At 72.5% G+C, this 20,679-nt stretch carries 23 protein-coding genes; 7 read left to right on the forward strand and 16 right to left on the reverse strand.

Going from position 1 to position 20,679, the window contains the following annotated elements:
* Nucleotides 1-60: 60 nt before the first annotated feature.
* Nucleotides 61-738, forward strand: coding sequence for a TIGR00266 family protein (locus tag OKJ99_RS25185; protein WP_326019747.1), 678 nt, complete (start codon nt 61-63; stop codon nt 736-738).
* A 31-nt stretch (nt 739-769) separates the two neighbouring features.
* Here OKJ99_RS25185 and OKJ99_RS25190 read toward each other — a convergent pair whose 3' ends face one another.
* The 7 genes from OKJ99_RS25190 to OKJ99_RS25220 form a co-directional block, all read right to left on the reverse strand.
* The gene (locus OKJ99_RS25190; RefSeq protein ID WP_326019749.1) at nt 770-1,669 is read right to left on the reverse strand and encodes an NADP-dependent oxidoreductase; all 900 of its coding nucleotides are present in this window, start codon (nt 1,667-1,669) and stop codon (nt 770-772) included.
* Complete coding sequence (locus OKJ99_RS25195) at nt 1,666-2,139, reverse strand: SRPBCC family protein (protein ID WP_326019751.1); 474 nt, start codon at nt 2,137-2,139, stop codon at nt 1,666-1,668. The genes OKJ99_RS25190 and OKJ99_RS25195 overlap by 4 nt, the downstream gene beginning before the upstream one ends.
* A 29-nt stretch (nt 2,140-2,168) precedes the next feature.
* Complete coding sequence (locus tag OKJ99_RS25200; RefSeq protein ID WP_326019835.1) at nt 2,169-2,816, reverse strand: response regulator transcription factor; 648 nt, start codon at nt 2,814-2,816, stop codon at nt 2,169-2,171.
* 61 nt (nt 2,817-2,877) lie between these two features.
* Nucleotides 2,878-4,311 (reverse strand): sensor histidine kinase, encoded by a 1,434-nt coding sequence (locus OKJ99_RS25205; protein ID WP_326019753.1) that lies wholly within the window; start codon nt 4,309-4,311, stop codon nt 2,878-2,880.
* A 73-nt stretch (nt 4,312-4,384) separates the two neighbouring features.
* Nucleotides 4,385-5,740, reverse strand: coding sequence for an ABC transporter permease (locus OKJ99_RS25210; protein WP_326019755.1), 1,356 nt, complete (start codon nt 5,738-5,740; stop codon nt 4,385-4,387).
* On the reverse strand, nt 5,737-6,513 hold the full coding sequence (locus OKJ99_RS25215; protein ID WP_326019757.1) for an ABC transporter ATP-binding protein: 777 nt from the start codon (nt 6,511-6,513) through the stop codon (nt 5,737-5,739). Before OKJ99_RS25215 ends, OKJ99_RS25210 begins: the two co-directional genes overlap by 4 nt.
* 95 nt (nt 6,514-6,608) lie before the next feature.
* Complete coding sequence (locus OKJ99_RS25220) at nt 6,609-7,022, reverse strand: winged helix-turn-helix transcriptional regulator (protein WP_326019759.1); 414 nt, start codon at nt 7,020-7,022, stop codon at nt 6,609-6,611.
* 152 nt (nt 7,023-7,174) lie between these two features.
* Here OKJ99_RS25220 and OKJ99_RS25225 point away from each other — a divergent pair, with 152 nt between their 5' ends.
* Complete coding sequence (locus OKJ99_RS25225; RefSeq protein WP_326019760.1) at nt 7,175-8,026, forward strand: alpha/beta fold hydrolase; 852 nt, start codon at nt 7,175-7,177, stop codon at nt 8,024-8,026.
* A gap of 5 nt (nt 8,027-8,031) precedes the next feature.
* Here the strand turns inward: OKJ99_RS25225 and OKJ99_RS25230 are convergent, their stop codons facing one another.
* The 6 genes from OKJ99_RS25230 to OKJ99_RS25255 form a co-directional block, all read right to left on the reverse strand.
* Nucleotides 8,032-8,232 (reverse strand): ferredoxin, encoded by a 201-nt coding sequence (locus OKJ99_RS25230; RefSeq protein ID WP_326019762.1) that lies wholly within the window; start codon nt 8,230-8,232, stop codon nt 8,032-8,034.
* On the reverse strand, nt 8,229-8,897 hold the full coding sequence (locus tag OKJ99_RS25235; protein ID WP_326019763.1) for a TetR/AcrR family transcriptional regulator: 669 nt from the start codon (nt 8,895-8,897) through the stop codon (nt 8,229-8,231). The genes OKJ99_RS25230 and OKJ99_RS25235 overlap by 4 nt, the downstream gene beginning before the upstream one ends.
* Nucleotides 8,898-8,899: 2 nt before the next feature.
* Complete coding sequence (locus tag OKJ99_RS25240; protein WP_326019765.1) at nt 8,900-10,144, reverse strand: cytochrome P450; 1,245 nt, start codon at nt 10,142-10,144, stop codon at nt 8,900-8,902.
* A 130-nt stretch (nt 10,145-10,274) separates the two neighbouring features.
* Complete coding sequence (locus OKJ99_RS25245) at nt 10,275-10,910, reverse strand: maleylpyruvate isomerase family mycothiol-dependent enzyme (RefSeq protein ID WP_326019767.1); 636 nt, start codon at nt 10,908-10,910, stop codon at nt 10,275-10,277.
* A 123-nt stretch (nt 10,911-11,033) separates the two neighbouring features.
* Nucleotides 11,034-11,921: an NAD(P)-dependent oxidoreductase gene (locus tag OKJ99_RS25250; protein ID WP_326019769.1), complete on the reverse strand. Its 888-nt coding sequence runs from the start codon at nt 11,919-11,921 to the stop codon at nt 11,034-11,036.
* Nucleotides 11,918-12,823, reverse strand: a complete 906-nt coding sequence (locus OKJ99_RS25255; RefSeq protein WP_326019771.1) for an NAD(P)-dependent oxidoreductase — start codon at nt 12,821-12,823, stop codon at nt 11,918-11,920. Before OKJ99_RS25255 ends, OKJ99_RS25250 begins: the two co-directional genes overlap by 4 nt.
* Nucleotides 12,824-12,953: 130 nt before the next feature.
* On the opposite strand from OKJ99_RS25255, the gene OKJ99_RS25260 reads away from it, so the two are divergent.
* A complete protein-coding gene (locus OKJ99_RS25260) occupies nt 12,954-13,334 on the forward strand; it encodes a winged helix-turn-helix transcriptional regulator (protein WP_326019772.1) in 381 nt (126 codons plus the stop codon).
* Nucleotides 13,335-13,342: 8 nt separating this feature from the next.
* Here the strand turns inward: OKJ99_RS25260 and OKJ99_RS25265 are convergent, their stop codons facing one another.
* Together OKJ99_RS25265 and OKJ99_RS25270 are read right to left on the reverse strand one after the other, a co-directional pair.
* Entirely contained in the window at nt 13,343-14,371 is a 1,029-nt protein-coding gene (locus tag OKJ99_RS25265; protein ID WP_326019774.1) for a GDP-mannose 4,6-dehydratase, read from the reverse strand.
* A complete protein-coding gene (locus tag OKJ99_RS25270) occupies nt 14,368-15,558 on the reverse strand; it encodes a UDP-N-acetylglucosamine--N-acetylmuramyl-(pentapeptide) pyrophosphoryl-undecaprenol N-acetylglucosamine transferase (RefSeq protein ID WP_326019775.1) in 1,191 nt (396 codons plus the stop codon). Before OKJ99_RS25270 ends, OKJ99_RS25265 begins: the two co-directional genes overlap by 4 nt.
* 63 nt (nt 15,559-15,621) lie before the next feature.
* Between OKJ99_RS25270 and OKJ99_RS25275 the strand changes: the two genes are divergently transcribed.
* Together OKJ99_RS25275 and OKJ99_RS25280 are read left to right on the forward strand one after the other, a co-directional pair.
* Nucleotides 15,622-16,329 carry a response regulator transcription factor gene (locus OKJ99_RS25275; protein ID WP_326019776.1) on the forward strand — a complete coding sequence of 236 codons (708 nt, stop codon included), beginning with the start codon at nt 15,622-15,624 and terminating at the stop codon, nt 16,327-16,329.
* Nucleotides 16,330-16,415: 86 nt separating this feature from the next.
* Nucleotides 16,416-17,783, forward strand: coding sequence for a sensor histidine kinase (locus OKJ99_RS25280; protein ID WP_326019777.1), 1,368 nt, complete (start codon nt 16,416-16,418; stop codon nt 17,781-17,783).
* A gap of 24 nt (nt 17,784-17,807) precedes the next feature.
* On the opposite strand, the gene OKJ99_RS25285 is transcribed toward OKJ99_RS25280, so the two are convergent.
* Nucleotides 17,808-18,920, reverse strand: a complete 1,113-nt coding sequence (locus tag OKJ99_RS25285) for a mandelate racemase/muconate lactonizing enzyme family protein (protein ID WP_326019779.1) — start codon at nt 18,918-18,920, stop codon at nt 17,808-17,810.
* A gap of 215 nt (nt 18,921-19,135) precedes the next feature.
* Between OKJ99_RS25285 and OKJ99_RS25290 the strand changes: the two genes are divergently transcribed.
* Both OKJ99_RS25290 and OKJ99_RS25295 read left to right on the forward strand, forming a co-directional pair.
* The gene (locus OKJ99_RS25290; RefSeq protein WP_326019780.1) at nt 19,136-19,927 is read left to right on the forward strand and encodes an IclR family transcriptional regulator; all 792 of its coding nucleotides are present in this window, start codon (nt 19,136-19,138) and stop codon (nt 19,925-19,927) included.
* A 107-nt stretch (nt 19,928-20,034) separates the two neighbouring features.
* Nucleotides 20,035-20,664, forward strand: coding sequence for a GntR family transcriptional regulator (locus tag OKJ99_RS25295; protein ID WP_326019781.1), 630 nt, complete (start codon nt 20,035-20,037; stop codon nt 20,662-20,664).
* Nucleotides 20,665-20,679 lie beyond the last annotated feature (15 nt).

A 20,679-nucleotide genomic window follows, 5' to 3' on the forward strand; every position in this document is an offset into this window, starting at 1 on the left:
GCGGGACGATGGGACGCGACGGTGGACCGCCGTCGTCCCCCACGTGAGAAGAGGCCAGTCATGCAGATCGAGGTCCGTCACAGTCCGTCCTTCGCGGTGGCGCGTGTCCTGCTGGCCGCGGGCGAGAGCGTCCGGGCCGAGTCCGGCGCGATGATGGCGATGTCCGGCGGGATCGACGTCGAGGCGAAGGCCGAGGGCGGCCTGTTCAAGGGGCTCAAGCGGAGCGTGCTGGGCGGCGAGTCGCTGTTCGTCACCCGGCTGACCGCAGGGCCCGAGGGCGGCTGGGTCGACCTCGCCGCGAACCTGCCCGGCGACGTCACGGACATCGAGGTGGACGGCGGCCTCAACCTGGCCCGCGGCGCCTGGCTGTGCTCGTCCGACGGGATCGAGCTCGACACCAAGTGGGGCGGCTTCAAGAACCTGGCCGGCGGCGAGGGCGGCTTCCTCGTCCGCGCCGAGGGCCGGGGCACGGTGCTCGCGTCCTGCTACGGGGCACTGGACGTGCTCGACCTCAAGGCGGACGACAAGATCGTCCTCGACTCCGGCCACATGGTCGCGTTCGACGACGGCGTCTCGTACACGACCCGGAAGGTGAGCCGCGGGCTGATGCAGACGCTGAAGTCCGGCGAGGGCCTGGTATTCGAGATGACAGGGCCCGGCCGGGTGTGGACCCAGAGCCGCAACCCCGGCGCGCTGGTCACCTGGCTCACCGCGAAGCTCCCGTTCACACGGAGCTGACCGCCGCCACCCGCCTCCCGTTCGTCGTACGTCAGACCAGGAGGACGAGCTTTCCGCGTACCTGGCCGGACTCCCCGACCCGGTGCGCCTCGGCGACGTCGGTCAGGGCGAAGGTCCGGCCAACGGGGAGCGTGAACCGGCCCGCCTCGACCAGGTCGGCCACCTGCCCGAGCGCGTAGACGGCACGGCCCGCGTCACCGCGGCTGAAGCGCACACCGTGCCGCTGAGCACCGGCGAAGTCGGCGACGGTGATGACCTCGTCCGCGCTGCCGGTGAGGTCGATCAGCTCGGGCAGGATCCCGCTGCCGGCGACGTCCAACGCCAGGTCAACGCCGTTCGGCGCGAGGGCTCGAACCCGCTCGGCCATGCCTTCCCCGTACGCGACGGGTTCCGCGCCGAGTGCGCGGAGCCGGTCGTGGGTGGCCGGGCTGCCGGTGCCGATCACCCGCGCACCGCGCGCGACGGCGAGCTGGACGGCGGCGCTGCCGACGCTGCCGGATGCCCCGCTGATCAGGAGCGTGCCGCCGCCACGGACGCCGAGCTGGTCGAGGGCTCTCGCCGCCGTCTCCACCGAGGAGGGCAGGGCCGCGGCGCCGGCGAAGTCGAGCGACGCTGGGATGCGCGCCCAAGCGGACAGCACGGCGCGCTCAGCCTGAGCGGCGCCGTCACCGCCGAACCCGAACACCCGGTCCCCGAGGGCGACTTCCTCGACCCCGTCCCCGATCTCGTCGACGACCCCGGCGGCTTCGTACCCCATCGTCTGGGGCAGCTCCTGGTCCATCAGCCCCTGGCGCTTCTTCCAGTCGCTGGCGTTCACACCTGCGGCGCGCACCGCGATCCGGATCTCCCCGGCTCCCGGATGCGGATCGGGGAGATCCACGATCTCCAGTACCTCGGGCCCGCCGAACCGGCTGAACCGTGCTGCTTTCATGGGGAACTCCGTTCCTGGCCGCGGACGTTGCGGGCGAGCCAAGGGCTGAGCGCACTGGGCAGGATCAGCTCCTTGTACGTTTCGTCACCGGGCAGCGGGACCATCAGCCACAGGGCGGGCGGGAACAGCCTTCGCCTTACGTGGGCCAGACCGCCGTAGACGGATCGCAGGAACGCCGGGACGGCGTCTCGGGGGATGTCCTCGAAGTCGACGTTCTCGACCGTGATTCTCGCGTCGTCGTCCGGGAAGATCCGGACGGACACGGCGGGAGAGCCACCGAGGTCGATGTGTGCCTCGTGCGGCAGCGTGCCGTCCGGGTCGAGCACCGCGAAGGCCCCGGCCGACGTGCGGCGGGACGTCTGGTCGGCGCCGATGTCATCGGTGACGGAGACATCGAGGTGGTACTCCCGGGCGACCTCGCGCACCGCCACCACGACGGCCTCGGTACTCGCCAGATGCGGGTGTCTCATGACTCCGATCATGCCTCATCGGTGTTGGCCTACGGCCCGTCGAGGTAGTGCAGGACCGCGAGGACGCGGCGGTGCTGGGACTCGGTGCGGGGCAGGTTCAGCTTGTCGAAGATCGCCGCGGTGTGCTTCTCCACCGCCCGGCGGGAGACACCGAGCGCGTCCGCGATGGCCGCGTTGGTTCGGCCCTCGGCCATCGCGGACAGCACCTCGCGTTCCCTTCCGGTGAGCGCGGACAGCGCCCCGGCAGAGCGGCGCGCGGCCAGGAGCTGGGTGACGACCTCCGGATCGAGCGCCGTGCCGCCGTCGGCCACCCGGTGCAGCGCGTCGACGAACTCGTCGATGTCCACGACGCGTTCCTTGAGCAGGTAGCCGAGTCCGGCGAGGCCGCCGGCCGCGAGCCGGTCGGCGTAGCGGGTCTCGACGTACTGGGAGAAGAGCAGGACACCGAGGTCCGGATGGCGCTCGCGCAGTTCCAGCGCGGCGCGCAGGCCGTCGTCGCGGTGGGTCGGCGGCATCCGGATGTCGGCGACCACCGCGTCGGGGTGCTGCTCCTCGACGGCGGCGACCAGCGCTTCGGCGTCGCCGACCGCGGCGACGACGTCCAGACCGCGGTCGCGCAGGAGGTGCACGAGGCCCTCGCGGACGACGGCCGCGTCCTCGGCGACGACGATCCGCAGCGGTGCGGTGGGTGCCATGCCCTCTCCCCTGGCTCCATGACTCACCGTGCTCTGTCGTCCGTCAGGGCGTCCGATGCGGCGTCAGGCCCTGTGCAGGGAACGGCAGTTCCACGGTGATGGTGGTCGGGCCGCCGTCGGGACTGTCGATCAGCAGCTGTCCGTCCACCGTACTGACCCGCTCGGCCAGGCCGGCGAGCCCGGTCCCGCCCGCGCCCCGTGTCGCGCCCTCGCGGCGCGGGTGCGCGCCGCCGTGGCCGTCGTCGGCGACGGTCAGCCGGAGCAGGCCTCCGGCGGGCGTGGCTTCGCTGCGGGCCCCGATCCGGACGGCGGTGGCCCTGGAGTGCCGGGTGGCGTTGGCGAGCAGTTCGGCGGCGCAGAAGTAGGCGATCGACTCGATCGCCTCCGGCGGCCGCAGGGGCAGCGCGGCGAGGGTCTCCAGGGCCACGTCGAGACCGTCGTTGAGGGCCGGCGGGTGGATGCCGCGCACGAGGTCCCGCAGTTCGCCGATCGCGGTCCTGGACTCGGCCAGCGCGGTGTCCACGAGCTCGCGTCCGGAGGCGAGTTCGGGTTCCGCGCCGGGCAGCCGGGCCAGTCGCTCGCGGGCCCGCGCGAGGGTCATCGCCACCGCGATCATCCGCGCCTGGGCGCCGTCGTGCAGGTCGCGTTCGATCCGGCGGAGGGTGGCGGCGGAGTCCTGGACGACGAGCGCGCGGGTGTCCTCCAACTCGTGGACGCGGGCGTCGAGGCGGCCCGGCCCGAGCAGGGCACGGGCCATGGGCCGGACGGCCAGGTCGAGCAGCCACCGGGTGCACCAGGTGGCCAGCGCCATCGGCAGCAGGCCTGCGAGGCCGGTCAGCAGCGCGGTCGGCCAGGTGTCGAGCTGGATGCCGCCGAAGCCGAGTCCCAGGCCGCGACGGCCGTCGTCGGAGCGGACCAGCCACCACCAGATCGGATAGGTCAGCGTGATGAGCCCGTACAGGCGGATCATCACGAACACCATCACCAGCAGCGCCCCGACCGGCAGGAAGGCGAGGGTGAAGGCGGCGCAGCGCCAGCCGCCCGCGTCGGTCAGCGCGGCGCGGGCGCGTTCGAGCAGCCCACCGGGCGGGCGGGGGCGGCGGGGTGGCGGCTGGATCCGCTCGCCCAGCAGCCGGTTGACCAGCGCGCGGTGCACGGCCCCGGTGCCGCGCGCCACGAACGGCACGGCGATCAGCGGCAGCAGGCCGACGAGTACGACCGACGTGATGAGCCCCGAGGCGAGCAGCGAAAGGAGCACGAGCCCGCAGAGGAATCCGGGCAACGGCGCGAGCAGCCCGTACGCGGCCTCTCCCGGCGAGCCGACCACCGTACGGAGCAGGCCGCGCACCGGCCCTCGCGGCCGTCGGCGCCGCTGCCCGGAGCTGTCCGGGGCCGCCTTGTCGCCGCGGCCGACATCTCCCTCGGCGGGGGTGGGCCGGGGACTTTCGGGGGGCTGCGGGCGGGGTGCGGGATTCATGGTCATCTCTCTGGGCGTGGCACGCCGTTTCGGAGCGGGTCACATCATCACCGACCGCTCCCCTCACGGGACATCAATTGCTGCGGCGCGTCAGGCCGTCCATCGGCCGCACGCGCAGCATCCGCAGCAGGGGCGCGCCCGACGAGACCCCGACGAGCACCGCGCCGCACAGCGCGACGGCGGGCCAGGCCCACCCCGGCAGCCCGCTCAGCGGTGTTCCGGTCCGGGCGCCGAGCGGCAGCATGACCGCGCAGCCCGCGGCCAGTCCCGCGCCGACGCCGGCCAGTGTGGTGATCGCGGATTCGGCCGCGACCGTCCGGACGATCTGCCGCCGCTCCGCGCCGACCGCGCGCAGCAGCGAGAACTCGCGCAGCCGCTCAAGGGTCAGCATCACCAGGGTGTTGGCGGCGACGAGTCCGCCGAAGCCGACGACGACCAGCGTGAGGAAGACCTCGCCCCACTTCTCCCCCGCCGAGTCCGTCCCGGATCCGGTGATCGTGGTCAACTCGGCCACCGCGAAGGCGGTGACCAGCGCGACCGGCGTGATCGCCGCGGACAGCCGGCGCGCCCTCGCCCGGGTCCCGGCCACCGCGAGTTCCGCGGGCGCGCCGCCGGACGGCCGCAGCAGGCGGGCGCACAGCGCCGTCACGCACCGCCCGATCCACGGTCCGGCGAGGCCGATCCCGGCCAGGTAGCAGAGCAGCACCAGCGGGATCGTCTGGGAGGCGTTCTCGGCCGGGCCCGCAGCTCCGGCCGCGGACAGCGCGACCGCACCGGCCAGCGCGACCAGCGACGCCACTCCCCGCGCCACGCCCACGCGTTCACCACCCTGGACGGCGGACTCGGCCAGCGCCGCCGACGGCCGGGTACGGGACGCCCGCAGGCCCGCGATCACTCCGCCGAACTGCGAGCAGACCAGCAGCGCCGCGCCCGCGGCGACCAGCGGCTGCCACCCGGCATGGAAGGAGGTGTCGGCCGGGGCCATGTCGTGCGTGGCCATGCCGTGCAGCCAGAAGCGGCCGAGCAGCGACCCGAGACCGTATCCGGCGGGCAGCGCGGCGAGCGCGATGCCGAGTGCCTCGACGGCGACCATCCGGCGGACCTGCCGGGGCTCGGCGCCGATCGCGCGCAGCAGCGCGCTCTCCCGGCTGCGTTGGGCCACCGCCAGCGACATCACCTGGCTGATCACGAAGATGGCCAGGTACACGGACATCACGCAGAAACCGATGCCCATATCGGCGAGCTCGGCGAGCTGTGCGCGGGCGGCCCGACCGGCTCCCTGCGGCACGGCCGACGCCGAGACCGTCATCGAGACACCGGCGGTGACCATGGTCGCGGTGAGCACGAGCGCAGCGAAGGTGCCCGCCAGGGCGGAGGGGCGGGAGCGGACGGCGGCGGTGGCCAGACCGGTGGGACGCAGGACGCTCATCGGACCTGCCCTCCGGCTGCGGCTGCGGCTCCGGCGTGCGTGACACGGCTCGCGGCGAAGGCCCCCGCGCCCGCATCGGCACGGGTACCCGCACCGGCCCCGCTGTCCTGGACCAGTCGCCCGTGGGCGAGCCGCAGCACCCGGTCCGCCCGCGCGGTCACCGCGGGGTCGTGGGTGACCAGCACGACGGTCGCTCCCTGCCGGTCCACCGCCTCGCGCAGGAGGTTCAGGATCTCGGCGCCCGTCTCCTGGTCGAGGGACCCGGTCGGCTCGTCGGCGAAGACCACGGCGGGCTCGGTGATCAGGGCCCGGGCGATGGCCACCCGCTGCTGCTGCCCGCCCGAGAGCTGCCCCGGCCGGGCGTCCTCGCGCCCGTCCAGGCCGACCCGGGCCAGCAGCTCCCGCGCGCGGGCCGGATCGCGGCGCCGCCCGTCAAGACGCAGCGGCAGCAGCACGTTCTGCTGCACGGTGAGCGCGGGCAGCAGGTTGAAGGACTGGAAGACGAATCCGATGTCCGTACGCCGCAGCCGGGACAGGCCGCGCTCCTTCATCCGGCTGATCTCCCGGCCGCCGAGGCGCACCACCCCTGAGGTGGGCCGGTCAAGACCGGCGGCACACTGCAGAAACGTCGATTTGCCCGAGCCGGACGGTCCCATCACAGCCGTGAGCGAGTGCTCCGGCACCTGGACGTCCACCTCGTACAGGGCGTGCACGGCACGTCCACGGCGGCCGTAGGACCGACTGACCCGCTCCAGCTCAAGTACGTTGTTCATGCCATCGACGCTACGAAATCGCAGGTCAGAGCCACAATGGCGGATTCCCCCGGAACGGGGGTTCGGTTCTTCCGAACCCCGGCTTCCCCGGCTCCCTAGGCGGGCGACGACTCGCCGGCGAGCTGGTTGTTGCGGTCGATCTCCGGCATGTGGGTCTCGGCCCAGCCCCGCAGGGCCGCGAGCGGTTCTTCGAGGGACAGGCCGAGCGCGGTGAGCCGGTAGTGGACGGCGGGCGGCACGGTGGGTTCCACACGGCGCGCGACCAGGCCGTCGCGGGCCAGGCTCTGCAGGGTGACGGACAGCATCTTCTGCGAGATGCCGGGGGCGAGGCGCCGCAGCTCCGCGAAGCGGAGTTCGCCCGGGGCGTGCTCGGCCAGCACCTTGACCACCATCGACGTCCACTTGGTGCCGATGCGGTCGAGCAACCGGCGGGTCGGGCAGAGCGGATCCAGCAGGTCACCGCGCTCGCCGCGCCGCTGGTCGGGTCCGCCGGATCTCGACGTGGTCACCTGGGGCTCACCACCTGAAGGAAAAGTGCCGTCTTGGACGGACCAGGCTAGTTCCCTATCGTGACGTTGTCACCATTCCTCACCGCCTTCCTCACCGCCTCCCTCGCCACCTTCCTCGCCGCTCCCTCGTAGCCCCTCCCCTGGAGTCCCCCATGCCCGAACTCCGACGCATCACCGTCAACGGTGTCGAACTGAACGTCGCCCTCGCCGGATCGGGTCCGGCCGTCCTGCTGCTGCACGGCTTCCCGCACACGTGGGAACTGTGGACGGACGTCATCGCCGACCTGTCCGGCCGCCACCGCGTCATCGCACCGGATCTGCGCGGGTTCGGCGCGAGCGGCCCGGCCGACTCCGGGTACGACGCGGGCACCCTGGCCGAGGACGCCGAGGGGCTTCTCGCCGCGCTCGGTGTGTCCTCGGCCGCGGTGGTGGGGATCGACGCGGGCGCCCCGCCGGCGTTCCTCCTCGCCCTGCGCCGCCCCGGTCTCGTCCGCCGCCTGGTCGTCATGGAGTCCCTGCTGGGCAGGCTGCCCGGCGCCGAGGACTTCCTGGCCGGCGGCCCGCCGTGGTGGTTCGGCTTCCACTCGGCCGCGCCCGGCCTGGCCGAGACCGTGCTGGAAGGCCACGAGGCCGAGTACATCGACTGGTTCCTGCGTGCAGGCACGCTCGGCGCCGGGGTGCGCCCTGCCGTCCGGGACGCCTTCGTCCGCGCGTACACGGGGCGCGAGGCGCTGAGCCGCGCGTTCTCGTACTACCGGGCCATGCCCGAAAGCGCGGCACAGATCGACGAGGCGGTCACTGCGGCCCGTCTGACGGTGCCGACGATGGCCCTGGGCGCCCACCCCGTCGGCTCGGCCCTGGAACGCCAACTCCGCCCGCTCACCGACGATCTCACCACACACCTCATCGAGGACTGCGGACACATCATCCCGCTGCACCGCCCGGATGCCCTGCTCGCACTGCTGCGTCCGTTCCTGGCCGGCGAGGACTCAAGAGCGGCGTAACTCGCTCACGCGCTCCCGCTCACCCGGATCGCGGAGGCCGGGCAGACGCTCGCGGCCTCGTCGGCCAACGCGTGCTGCTCCGAGGGCGGTTGGGCGTCGAGCAGGACCACGATGCCGTCCTCGTCCCGCTGGTCGAAGACGTCGGGCGCGATCAGCGCGCACTGGCCGGCTCCGCAGCAGGTGTCCTCGTCGACGGTGATCTTCATGCGGGGCACTCCTTCGGTGTGGGGGTGGAGGGCGCGGCGAACATGCCACTGACGGCGTCGGTGAGGAGCGTGGCCGTCGCTCGCCAGGAGGCCGGCGGTGCCTCGCCGCGGGCCACCCGCTCCTCGTGTTCGGCGCAGGTGTGACCGATGAGGTGGGTCGCCATCTGCGCGCGGGCACGGCGCACTTCGGCCGGCACATGGCCGAGGAGCGGGCCGAGTCCTCGCAGGACCGCGGCGAGGGGGCGGCGGTTCAGGGCGTCGTCGGTGAGCACGGCCCGCAGTACGGGGTCGGTCATGAGCTGGGACGAGAACCGTGCGTACCAGGACGGGGAGTCGAGCCCCGCCAGGTACTCCGGCACGGGCCGCACCAGGCACTCGACCCATGCGCGCACGTCCTCGGGGTCCGCGATGCGGTCGAGCATGTCCTGGCGGATGAGTTCGGCGGCCGCGGAGTGGTGTGCCGTGATGGCGCGCACCAGGTCGACCTTCGAGCCGAAGTGGTAGCCGACCGCGGCCACGTTGCCCTGCCCCGCCGCCTCACTGATCTGCCGGTTGGACACGCCGGCGATGCCCTGCTCGGCGTAGAGGCGCTCGGCGGCGGCCATGATGGCGTGTCTCGTCTCCAGCGACCGGGCCCCGCCCCGGGCCACCTGTTCGGCGGGCACGCTCACCACCTCACCGGCAACTCGCGCAGCGGGCCGGTCAGAAGACCCTCGACCTGCCGCAACTCACTGCGTTCCACGGCGAGTTCGAGGCCCGGCAGGCGGCGCAGGAGCACCTCCAGGACGGTCTGCATCTCGGTGCGGGCCAGTGGCTGCCCCAGGCAGGAGTGCGGGCCCGCGCCGAAGGTGAGGTGCGGGTTGGGCGAGCGGGAGAGGTTCATGGTGTCCGCGCCCTCGAAGGCGCGCTCGTCCCGGTTGGCCGAGGACATGCTGCACACGACGGTGGTGCCCTTCGGTACCCGTTCCTCGCCGAACTCGATGTCCTCGTGCACGTAGCGGACCATGCCGAATCCGTTGCTCGGGTCGATGCGCAGGGCCTCCTCGACCGCGGGCCTGATCAGCGTACGGTCCGCCAGCAGGCGCTCCCAGCGGTCGCGGTCGGACAACAGGTGGGCGACCATCACGGCGATGAATCCCGCGGTGGTCTCGTGCCCGGCGAGGAGCAGTGCCTGCCCGGTGGCGACGAGTGCCTCGTCCGGCAGGACGTCGCCTTCTCCGTCCGGCGTCGTGAGCAGCAGTGTGAGGAGATCCTCCTCGCCCTCGGCCACCCGGCCCGCGTCCAGGTCTGCGCGCTTCTCGGCGATGAGCGCCGTCATGTAGTCGGCGAACTCGCGCTGGGCCGTGGCCATGTCGTCGGCGCTGTACTTCGTGACGCTCAAGAACGTGTCCGACCAGTTCTTGAAGGAGTCCCGGTCCCGCTCCGGCACGCCGAGCATGGCGCAGATGACGTAGACGGGAAAGGGGAAGGCGAGCCCGGCCACCAGGTCGGCGGGGCCCGGCTGCGCGGTCATCTCGTCGATCAGCCGCTCCGTCACGCGCTCCATGTCGGGGCGCAGCGCCCGGATCCGCTTGGCGGTGAACCAGCGTCCGAGCAGGCGGCGCCAGCGCTCGTGCCCGACCGCGTTCAGGGTGCGGGCCATCGGGCTGTTGAAGATGTCCCCGTCCCCTTCGGCGACCCGCGCGGCGTCCTCGTTCGCGGCGCCCTCGCGGCTCAGCCGCGGATCGCGCAGGGCCGTGCGGACGTCGTCGTACCGGGTGAGCAGGGTGGCCTCGTCGCCACTGGGCAGCGTCACCCGGGCCACCGGGCACTCCTGCCGCATCCGCCCCCACTCGACCGGGGCCTCAAGCGGCGCGGGCTGCCCGAACGGGTAGTGCGGAACTGCTGCTTCGTCCTTGGTTCCCTGGCGCATGGTGCCTCCGGAGTAGGTGCCTGACCGCAGCACCCACCCAAGTTAAAACGCCTGCATTAATCAAGTGGATGGCTTGATTCCACCGTGGAGAGTCCTGAACGGAGCGGTGCGGGCAGCGGTCCTCGGGCCATCACGCCGGTTCGCGCGGAAGCCCGAGCCTGGCGGTTCCCGGTCCTTCGAGGTCCTCCAGCGCCGGTCGTCGTCCGCAGACGGCCAGCAGGAGGGAGAGTGCGGGGCCCCTGGCTTCCGGGCCGGCTCCGATGGACAGGTCGGCGTCCACCGCTGTGAGCCGGACACGGGCTGTCAGTTCCTTGGCCCCGCCGAAGGACGCGGGCGTACGAGCCTGGAGGCGCAGCGCTCGGGCCACGGCCTCCGGCGGGTAGGCACGGGTGAGTCCCAACGGCCTGCGGATGTCCTCGCCGTGGACGACCTCCTCGACGAGCCTGCTGTCCAGCGGCGCCGGAGGACCCGACCTCCGCGGTGCCACCTGCCGAAGCCGCCGCAATGTCTCCTGCGGCGAGGAACCACGCCCGCGTTCCACACCGCGTGCGTTCTGACGGTCGAAGTCGAAGCGGTCCCGGACAAGGCCGACCGCGAACCCCAGGCGTGTCGTCCGGGCCGAGTCGACCAGATGCGCCGCGACGTCGTGCACGGTCCATCCCTCACAGAGCGACGGCTGCCACCACAGCTCGTCATCGAGCTGCGCGAGGTCGTCGATCAGCGCCGCACGCTCCGCATGCACCAGCGGCCACACATCGTTGCGCATCGACTTCTCCTTCGCCCGACAACATGATTCGCCCCCGTACGACTCCCGGCATCCCGGGAACTCATCGCGACCGCGAGCGGTGGGTGCGGCGCCTCGCGCACCGTGCAGCGGGCCGTGCGGCGTCTACCCGTTCACCCCCGGGCTCCGGATCCCGTCGACGATCCGGGTCCAGTTCTCCTTCCCGTGGCCGTCGGCGATCGCCCGCAGGTAGTGGCCCTGGACCGCGCGCGGCAGCGTGGGGTCGATTCCGGCCGTGGCCGCGGCGCCGACGATGTGGTCCGCCGTCGCGCCCATCATGGTCACGGTGCTCAGGTGGCCCGGGTGCTCTCCCGCGTCGATCTGCGCGCCGACGTTCTCCCCTGCCTGGAGCATCGCCGGGAGGCCGGTCAGCGTCGCCATCAGCTCGTCGACCGCCTCCGTCGCGGTGATCCCGGCCGAGCCCAGCAGCGCGGTGGCGTGTGCCAGTGCCGAGAGGCTCGTCAGGAAGACGTCGAGGTGTGCCAGGTACATCAGTTGCGCGAGGCCGGCGTCCTCGCCGAGGTGGCGCGGCGTTCCGATGCGGGCCAGTGCCGGGCGGTGTTCCTCGAAGACCTCGGGCGGGCCGCTGTAGTACACGGACGCCGCCTCGGTGCCCACCATGGGCGGGGGCGTCATCACACCGCCGGTCAGGAACGTCGCCCCGTGCGACGCCGCCCAGGCCGCCGCCTCGCGGGCGCGGTCGGGGGTGTCCGAGCTCAGGTTGACGAGGGTGCGGCCGGTCAGCGCGGCGGTCGCGGTGCCGAGGATGTCGTACATCGCCTGGTAGTCGGTGAGGCTGAGGATGACCAGTTCGCTCGCGGCGACCGCGTCGGCTGGTGAGGCGGCGAGGGTGGCGCCGTCGGCCACGAGGCCGTCGGCCCGGGCGGTGGTGCGGTTCCAGACGGTGACCGGGTGGCCGGCCGCGAGCAGCGTACGGACCATGGCCTGGCCCATCGGGCCGAGGCCGATCAGGGTGACGGGGGTGGCACTCATGCCGCGGTTCCTTCCTGGGGGCGGATAGCCGAGCGGGTGGCGGGGTGAGCGGCGCGCAGGCTCTCGTAGATCCGCGCGAACCCCTCCGAGCCGTGCCCCGCATCGATCTGACGGCTGATCAGCGCCTGGACGGCGGCGATGGGGGCGGGGTCAACGCCCTGCTCCTCGCTGGCCCGCACGAGGTGCGACAGGTCGGAGAAGTCCAGGCTCTGCTGGCCCGGGACGGTGTAGTCGCCGCCGTCGACGACCTCCGCGTAGCCGCCGAGCCCCTGGGTCATCGCGGACAGGAACGGGGCCTGGCGGGCGGCGAATTCGGACGCGCTCATCCCCATGGCGGCGACCATCGCGGCACCGTGGATGAACCCCGCGAACATCTGGTACATCCCCGACAGCATCGCCAGGTCCACCAGCGACGCCCGGCCGGCGTCCTCGCCGTGGAACTCGCTCGTGGCCCAGATGTCGAGGGTCGACAGGAGGGCGTCATAGGCCTTCCGCGAGCCGCTGTAGAAGATCTGGCCCTCGCGGGATCCGATCATCGCGGGGACGGCCATGATGGCGCCATCGAGGTAGCTGACACCGAACTCGGCGGCCCAGGCGGCGAGTTGGCGGGACTCGTTCGGTGTGGTGGTCGTGACGTTGACGAGAGTGCGACCGCGCAGGTCGTCGGCGACCGGACCGAGGGTGTCCCGGACGGATGCGTACTTGAGCAGGCAGGCGATGACGACCGGGCTCGCCGTCACCGCCTCGCGGGCCGAGCCCGCGCCGCGGGCGCCGCGCGTCACCAGCTCCGCGGCACGGTCAGGGGTTCGGTTCCAGACGGTCACGGAACGGCCGGCGCCGAGCAGCGCGGTCGCCAGCGCGCTGCCCATCGCGCCGAGGCCGAGCACGCTGACGTCGGTCAACTGGACTGGGTTTCGAGTGGGTTCGGACACGACGACCATGCTGCGCAAGCCTGTATCGTCGCGGAAGTACCCACTATTTACTGCGGTACTTACCTTTTGGTGAGCAAGGAGAGAGTGGAGACTGCCGACCATGGCGCAGGCACCGCGCAACGGCCCCTACATCTGCGGCATCGACGCCGCACTCGACGTCGTCAGCGGAAAGTGGAAGGGCCTCGTCCTGTGGGAGCTGCACACCCACGGCGTTCGGCGCTTCGCAGAACTGCGCCGCGCGCTGCCGGGCGTGAGCGAGAAGATGCTGACCCAGCATCTGCGCCAGATGGAAGCGGACGGCCTCGTCGACCGCACGGTCTACGCGGAGGTGCCACCGAAGGTGGAGTACTCCCTCACCGCATCGGGCGCGGCGCTCAACGAGGCGCTGCTGCCGCTGGGCGAGTGGGGCCGCGACCGGATCCACCGCCACGGTCTCGACGTCGTCGCGGCCCCCGGCACGTCGGCGTCGACCGCCTCCTGACCCGCCGGTCAGACCTGGTAGCGGTCGGCCGCGAACAGGTGCAGGTGCTCCGCGACCCAGTCGGAGGTGTGGCGCAGTCCTTCGTCCAGGGAGACCTCCGGCTCCCAGCCGGCCAGGTCCCGGGCGCGGGAGTTGTCGGACAGCAGGCGGTGCACCTCGCTGCCCGAGGGGCGCAGCCGGCTGCGGTCGACGACGACCTCGGCGTCCCGGCCGGAGGCGTTGATCAGCGCCTTGGCGAGGTCCCCGATGGCGATCTCCTGGCCGGTGCCGAGGTTGACGCTGTGGCCCAGGGCCGCGTCGCAGGCGGCCAGGGCCAGGAAGCCGCGGGCGGTGTCGGTGACGTAGGTGAAGTCGCGTGTCGGGGTGAGGGAGCCGAGCTTGATCTCGCGTCGTCCGGCGTGCAGTTGGGCCAGGATGGTGGGGATGACGGCGCGGGCCGACTGCCGGGGGCCGTACGTGTTGAACGGGCGCACCACCGTCACCGGCAGCTCGAAGGCGTGCCAGTGGGACAGAGCCATCATGTCCGCGCCGATCTTGGACGCGGAGTACGGGGACTGCGGCTGAAGCGGGTGCGTCTCGCTGATCGGGGCGGTGCGAGCGGTGCCGTAGACCTCGCTCGTGGAGGTGTGGATCAGGCGGCGCACCTGGTGGCGGCGGCAGGCCTCGGCCACGTTCTCGGTGCCGACGACGTTGGTCTGCACGTACGCGCCGGGTGAGTCGTAGCTGTAGGGGATGCCGATGAGCGCGGCGAGGTGGAAGACGGTGTCGCAGCCCTCGACGGCGTCCATGACACGACCGGCGTCCCGGACGTCACCGGCGATCATCTCGACGGGGCCGTGGGCTTCGGCGAGGTAGGGGGCGAGGTTGCCCTTTTCGCCGTACGGCTTGTAGTGGACGAAGGCGCGGACCTTCGCCCCGCGGGCGACGAGGAGGTCGACGAGGGTGGAACCGATGAACCCTTCGGCCCCGGTGACGAGGACGGTGCGGCCGGTCCAGTCGAAGTCGGCGGCAGCGGCGGAGTGGGCGTGGGTGGTCATATGGCGATCTCCGTGTGGGGTGTGGGAAGGGCGGGGTGGCTGAGGGGGTGGCCGGCCAGCCGCAGGGCGTGGGCGGCCAGCAGGTCGGCCGCTTCGCCGTGGCGGCCGGGGTGTGCGGCGGCCGACATGGCCGCGAGCCGGGCCGGTTCGGCCAGCAGTGGCTCGACGAGGGAGGCCAGGCGCTCGCCGTCCGTCTCGGCGTCGGGCAGCAGGAGCCCCGCGCCGACGTCGGTGAGGACCCGCGCGTTGTGGGTCTGGTGGTCGCCCGGCGCGTAGGGGTAGGGCACCAGGACGGCGGGGGTGCGGGTGGCCGCGAGTTCGGCGACGGTCGCGGACCCGGCGCGGCAGACGGCCAGGTCGGCGGCCGCGTACGCCAGGTCCATGCGGTCGAGGTAGGGCACGGCGGTCGCCACCCGGTCCGCGCCGGTCTCGGCGAGCCGCCGGCGGACCTCGTCCAGGGCGGCGGGGCCGGTCTTGATCAGCAGGTGGACGCCGACGTGGTCCCGCCAGCGCCTCGCGAGGTCGGCGGCGGCCGCGGTGAGCCGGGCGGCGCCGAGGCTGCCGCCGTTGATCAGCAGGAGCCGTCCGTGGGTGGGCACTCCCAGGGCCCGCCGGGCGTCGCCCTGCAGCCGGGGCCGGTCCAGCGCGGCGAGTTCCGAGGCGATCGGCATACCCACGACGTCGGCGTGCCGACTGCCGGACAGATGCGCCCGGCTCTCCTCGAAGGCGAGCGTGATCTGGTCGGTGAGCAGCGCGGCGAAGCGGTTGGCGCGCCCGGGCACCGCGTTGGACTCGTGGATGACGCTGGGCAGCCCGGCCATCCGCGCTCCGACGATCACCGGGGCGCTCGGGTAGCCGCCCATGCCGACCGCGACCTGCGCCCGTTGCGCCCGCAGGACCGACTTGGCCTGGGCGCCGGACTTGACGAGCGCGGCGGGCAGCAGGAACCGCCGGGCACCGAGCGACGGATCGAAGGGAATCATGTCGACGGTGTGAAGGCGGTACCCGGCCTCCGGGATGAGCCGGGTCTCCAGGCCGCGCTCGGTGCCGACGAACGAGATCTCGGCATCGGGCACGGCCCGCCGCAGCGCGTCCGCCAGCGCGAGCCCCGGATAGATGTGTCCGCCCGTGCCGCCCGCACCGATCACCACCGACAGCCGGTCATGGGATGTTCGCTGTGTCCTCATGGCCGACACACTGCTGACGCGCTCTAAGAACTTTCTAAGACCGGGTTTTGGCAGGCTGTGACCATGAACGCGGCCGACGGGTGCACGAACGCACCGAAGGTTCTGGTGGTGGATGACGAGCCGGAGGTGCGGTACGCCGTCGAGGACGGACTCGCGGTCGAGGGGTACGAGGTGCGCGGGGCCGAGGACGGCCTCGCGGCACTTTCCGCGCTCGCCACCTGGGAGCCCGACGCCATGGTGCTCGACGTCATGCTCCCGGGCATGGACGGCCTCGCGGTCTGCCGTCGCCTGCGGGCGCTCGGGGATCGCACGCCGGTCCTGGTGCTCACGGCGCTGGGCTCGGTGAGCGAGCGGGTGGACGGCCTGGAGGCGGGGGCCGACGACTACCTGGTCAAACCCTTCGCGCTCGACGAGCTGGTGGCACGGATCCGGGCGCTGCTGCGGCGCACGGCCGCGCCCGAGGAGTCGGTGACGACACTGGGGTTCGCCGACCTCATCGTGGACCCTGCCAGCAGGAGCGGGCGGCGCGGCACACGGGTCATCGAGTTCAGCCGCACCGAGTTCTCCCTCCTTGAGCTGCTGCTGCGCCACCCGGGGCAGGTGCTCCCCCGCGAGACGATCATGGAGCGGGTGTGGGGCCGCGACTTCGGCCCCGACTCCAACTCCCTCGCCGTCTACGTCGGGTATCTGCGCCGCAAACTGGAGGCCGCCGGCGAACCGCGCCTCGTCCACACGGCGCACGGCGTCGGTTACCGGCTGGACCTGGCGTGAGCACTCAACCCGCGAGCACTCACGCCGCGAGCACTCCAGCGCAGTCCCCGTCGCGGCCCAGGGGCGGGCGCAGACATGCCCGCTGGATGCGCCGCCGCCCCCTGCGCACCCGGCTGACCCTCGCAGCCGCCGCGGCCGTGGCCGCCGTGGCCGTCGGCCTGTGCGCCGGCAGCTTCGTGGTGATCCGCCATCAACTCCTGCACCAGCTCGACCTGCACCTGACGCAGTCCGCGCGGCTGGCCACCCAGCAGTCCGGCCACGAGCCGTCCGGTGTGGTGCAGGGGCAGTGCCGCTACCTCGCCGCCCCGGCCTGCGCGCAACTGGTCCCCGCACGGCCGGCGGACGATCCCGCCGACCCGTACCTCCTGCCGGTCACCGACTCCACGCGCGAGGTGGCATCCGGCGACCGTGGGCCGTACTACAGCGAGCTGACGCTGGCCGGTCACCGGGGCAGGATGCTCACGACACCGCTGCCCGAGGGACGCGCCCTCCAGGTCGCGGTCCGGGCCGACACCGTGGACCGGGGTGTGCGCCAGGCCGCGGTGCTGCTCGGCGGCATGGGCGTGGCCGGTGTGCTGCTGGCCGGTGCCCTCGGTGCCTGGGTGTCCCGTACGGGACTGGCGCCCGTCACCCGGCTCACCGCCACCGCCGAACGCATCGCCGCCACGCGCGACGCCCGGCACCGCATCGAGCTGCCGCCGGAACGCGCCGGTCAGGACGACGAGATCACCCGGCTCGCCGCCTCGTTCAACACCATGCTCGACGAACTGGAGAAGTCCATCGGCGCGCAGCGGCGCCTGGTCGCCGACGCCTCCCACGAACTGCGCACGCCGCTGACCGCGCTGCGCACCAACGCCGAGCTGCTCACGAGGAGTTCCCGTCTCAGCGACGCCCAGCGCGAGCGCGCGGCGGGTGCGCTGAGCCGTCAGCTGCGCGAGGTCACCCTCCTGGTCAACGACCTGGTCGAGCTGGCCCGCAACGAGGAGCCGGACCCGCTGATCGAGGAGGTCCGGCTCGCGGACATCGTGACGCACACCGTCGAGACGGCACGCGGCCACTGGCCGGCCACCCCGCTCGCCCTCGCGATCGCGCCCGAGGCACGCACCGCCACCGTCGCAGGTGTGCCGGCCCGGCTCTCACGGCTGCTGTCGAGTCTGCTGGACAACGCGGCCAAGTTCAGCCCGCCGGGCCGCCCCGTCGAGGTCACCCTCACCTCCGCCCCGGCCGCACTGGAGCTGACCGTCCGCGACCACGGCCCCGGCATCTCCGAACAGGACCTGCCCTACGTCTTCGACCGCTTCTACCGCGCCCGCAGCGCCCGCGCCCTGCCCGGGTCAGGACTCGGCCTCGCCATGGCCCGCCAGATCGCACACGCACACCACGCCGACCTCGTCGCCGAACCCGCGCCGGGCGGCGGCGCCCAGTTCCGCCTCACGATTCCGCACACCTCATGACGTACGACGTCGGCCCGGCCGGGCTCAGCCGACCCGCCACCGCTCCACCGCGTCCTCGTCCAGCTCGACGCCGAGGCCGGGCGCGTCGGGCACCCGCACACACCCCTCCGCGTCCACCCGTACCGGCTCGGCGAGCATGAAGTCGCGCCGCTCGGGAGTCCAGCCAGGCGGGTCGAAGGGGAACTCGAAGTACGGGCCGCCGCCGACGCCCGCCGAGACATGCAGGTTCGCCAGGACGCCGATGCCGTTGGTCCAGCTGTGCGGGGTGAAGTGGCGGTGCTTGAGCCGGGCCACCTCGGCCAGGGTGCGCGCACGGTGCATGCCGACGGCCAGGACGACGTCCATCTGGTAGACGTCCAGCGCGTCCTCTTCGAGGTAGCGCAGCAGCTCGGTGGTCGAGTGGTGCATCTCCCCCGCCGCGATGCGCACGCCGGGGTTCTCCGCCCGCAGCCGCTTGAAACCGTCGAGATCCGCGTACGGCAGCGGCTCCTCGACCCAGAACACGTCCAGCTCGGCGAGGCGCGCGAGGGTCTTGCGGGTGCGGGCGAGGTCGGTCGCGTCGGTGGTGTCACCGGCCATCCGCCAGGACTGGTTGAGGTCGACCATGATGTCGAAGTCCTCACCGAGCTCCTCGCGCACCGCGCGTACGGCCGCGATCCCTTCGCTCACCCGGTCGCGGTCGATCCGTATCTTCATCGCCCCGAAGCCGGCCTCCCGCACCTTCAGGGCGGTGGCCACGCGCTCCTCCGGAGACTTCAGCTCACCGCAGGAGGCGTAGGCGGGCAGGCGCTTCGTGGCGTTGCCGAACAGCTCGGACACGGGCCGTCCGTGCACCTTGCCGACGATGTCCCACAGGGCGGCTTCGAGCGGCCAGTAGTGGCCGCCGTGGAAGTTCGCCGTCTCGATCGCCTTCACGTGCCGGGTGATGTGCAGCGGGTCCTGGCCGATGAAGAGGTGACGGAAGGCGTCGAAGCCGTCCATGGTGTCGCCCGAGCCGATGCCGGTGACGCCCTCGTCGGTGTGCACCCGCACGATGGTCGCGTCGAAGTGCCGCCGCGGGACCGGGTCCCAGGCCGCGTGGAACGGTGGGTCGAGTTCGAGCCGCAGATGGTCGAGCGTGATGTCCGTGATCTTCATGGGTTGCTCCCTGGGACGTGCCGCACCCCGGTGCGCGCGTACATTGGCACGGAGATCTAGAGGTGGGAACGTGCTGGTGAATCGGAGGCCGCGAGCCGCTGCGCGGGTTCTGCGGACCACCGTAGGCAGGGCCCTGACCAGGGGCAATGAATCCTGGTGGATCGCAATGTCGGTTGCGCTGCGAGCAACCGGCGCACAGCTGTCCGGGGGCCGCCGTGGCTGACACCTCCGCGGAGGGCGCCCGGCGCCACGGCCTCAGCCGCGATCTGCGCCTGCTCGACGTACTGGCCCTGCACGAGGCCGAACACGGGCGGGGACTCGGGGTGGTGGAGCTCGCCGCGCGCTCGGGCCGTGAGAAGAGCCAGGTCTCGCGGGCGCTCAAGGCGCTCGCCGAGGAAGGCGTGGTCGAGCGCGACGCCGACACCCTGGAGTACCGGCTCGGCTGGCGGCTGCTCTCCCTGGTGGCGCGCACCGCCGAGAACCGGCTTGTCCGGGTCGCGTCCCCGGTCATGCGCCGCCTCGCGGCCGAGATCGAGGAGACGTGTCACTTGTGTGTCCTCAGGGACGCCGAGGTACTGACCCTCCTGTCGGTCTCCGCGCACGACTTCCGCGCACACGGCTGGGAGGGCAAGGGTGTTCCGGCGGCGCGCACCTCGGCGGGGCGGGTGCTGCTGCTCGACGCGACACCCGACGAACTGTATGTGCGCCTGGGCATGGACGACCTGTCCGACGGTTTCGACGGCTCCCTCGTGCACTCCGTCCAGGAGCTGTGGCAGCGCATCCAGGAGGCCCGGCAGCGCGGATTCGCCGAGGTGCGCGAGGAGTTCGAGTCCGACCTGGTGGGTGTCTCGGCCCCGATCCGCGACTTCCGGGGCAGGGTGGTGGCCGCGCTGAACGTCGGCGCTCCCGCGGACCGGTTCGCCGATCGGCTCCAGCGGACCGGCCGGATCACCGTCGGTGCGGCGGACCGGGTGTCGGCGGCGTTGGGCTGGGAGCGGGCGCGGTAGGCACGGCCTCTTGTTCTCCACCCCGTGGTAACTTCCGTATACAAGTTGTATGCGATCCAGATCCACGAACATCACGAACATACGGTCCACGGTCCACGGGAGAGCACATGGGGACGTCCGGTCGAGAGAAGGCGTACGCCTACCTCAAGGGGACGGTGCTCACCGACCCCGAGATGCAGGGCGAGTTCCTCTCCGAGCAGGAGATCGCCGACCGTATCGGCGTCTCCCGCACCCCCATCCGCGAGGCCCTGCTGCTGCTCGCCGCCGAGGACCTGGTCGAGATGGTGCCCCGGCGCGGCGCGCGCGTCTCCCGGCTGACCGGGCGGCAGATCACCGAACTGATGGAGCTGCGCGGCATGGTGGAGCGCTACGCGGCGGAGCAGGTCATCAGGGCGGGCCGGGTGCCGGTGGAGGAACTGGGCGAACTCCTCGACCGGCAGCGCGGGTTGAGCGGGCCGGATGACGCCAAGGAGTTCATCGCCATCGACCACCGCTTCCACGCGACGATCGTCTCGGCCGTCGGCAACGGCCTGCTGGACCGCCACTACGACGGGCTGCGCAGCCGCCAGGTGCGCGCGGGCGTCGTGGCGCTGTACAACCAGAGCGGCCGGCAGAAGTCGGTCATCGACGAGCACAAGGTGATCCTGGACGCGCTCGTGGCGGGTGACGCCGACGCGGTGGGCGCGGCGATCGACAGCCACTTGGAGTCGACGCTGAAGGTGCTGCTGGCGGGGTAACCCGGGTCGGTGTCC

The sequence above is a fragment of the Streptomyces endophyticus genome (assembly GCF_035798155.1).
GTDB lineage: Bacteria > Actinomycetota > Actinomycetes > Streptomycetales > Streptomycetaceae > Streptomyces > Streptomyces endophyticus.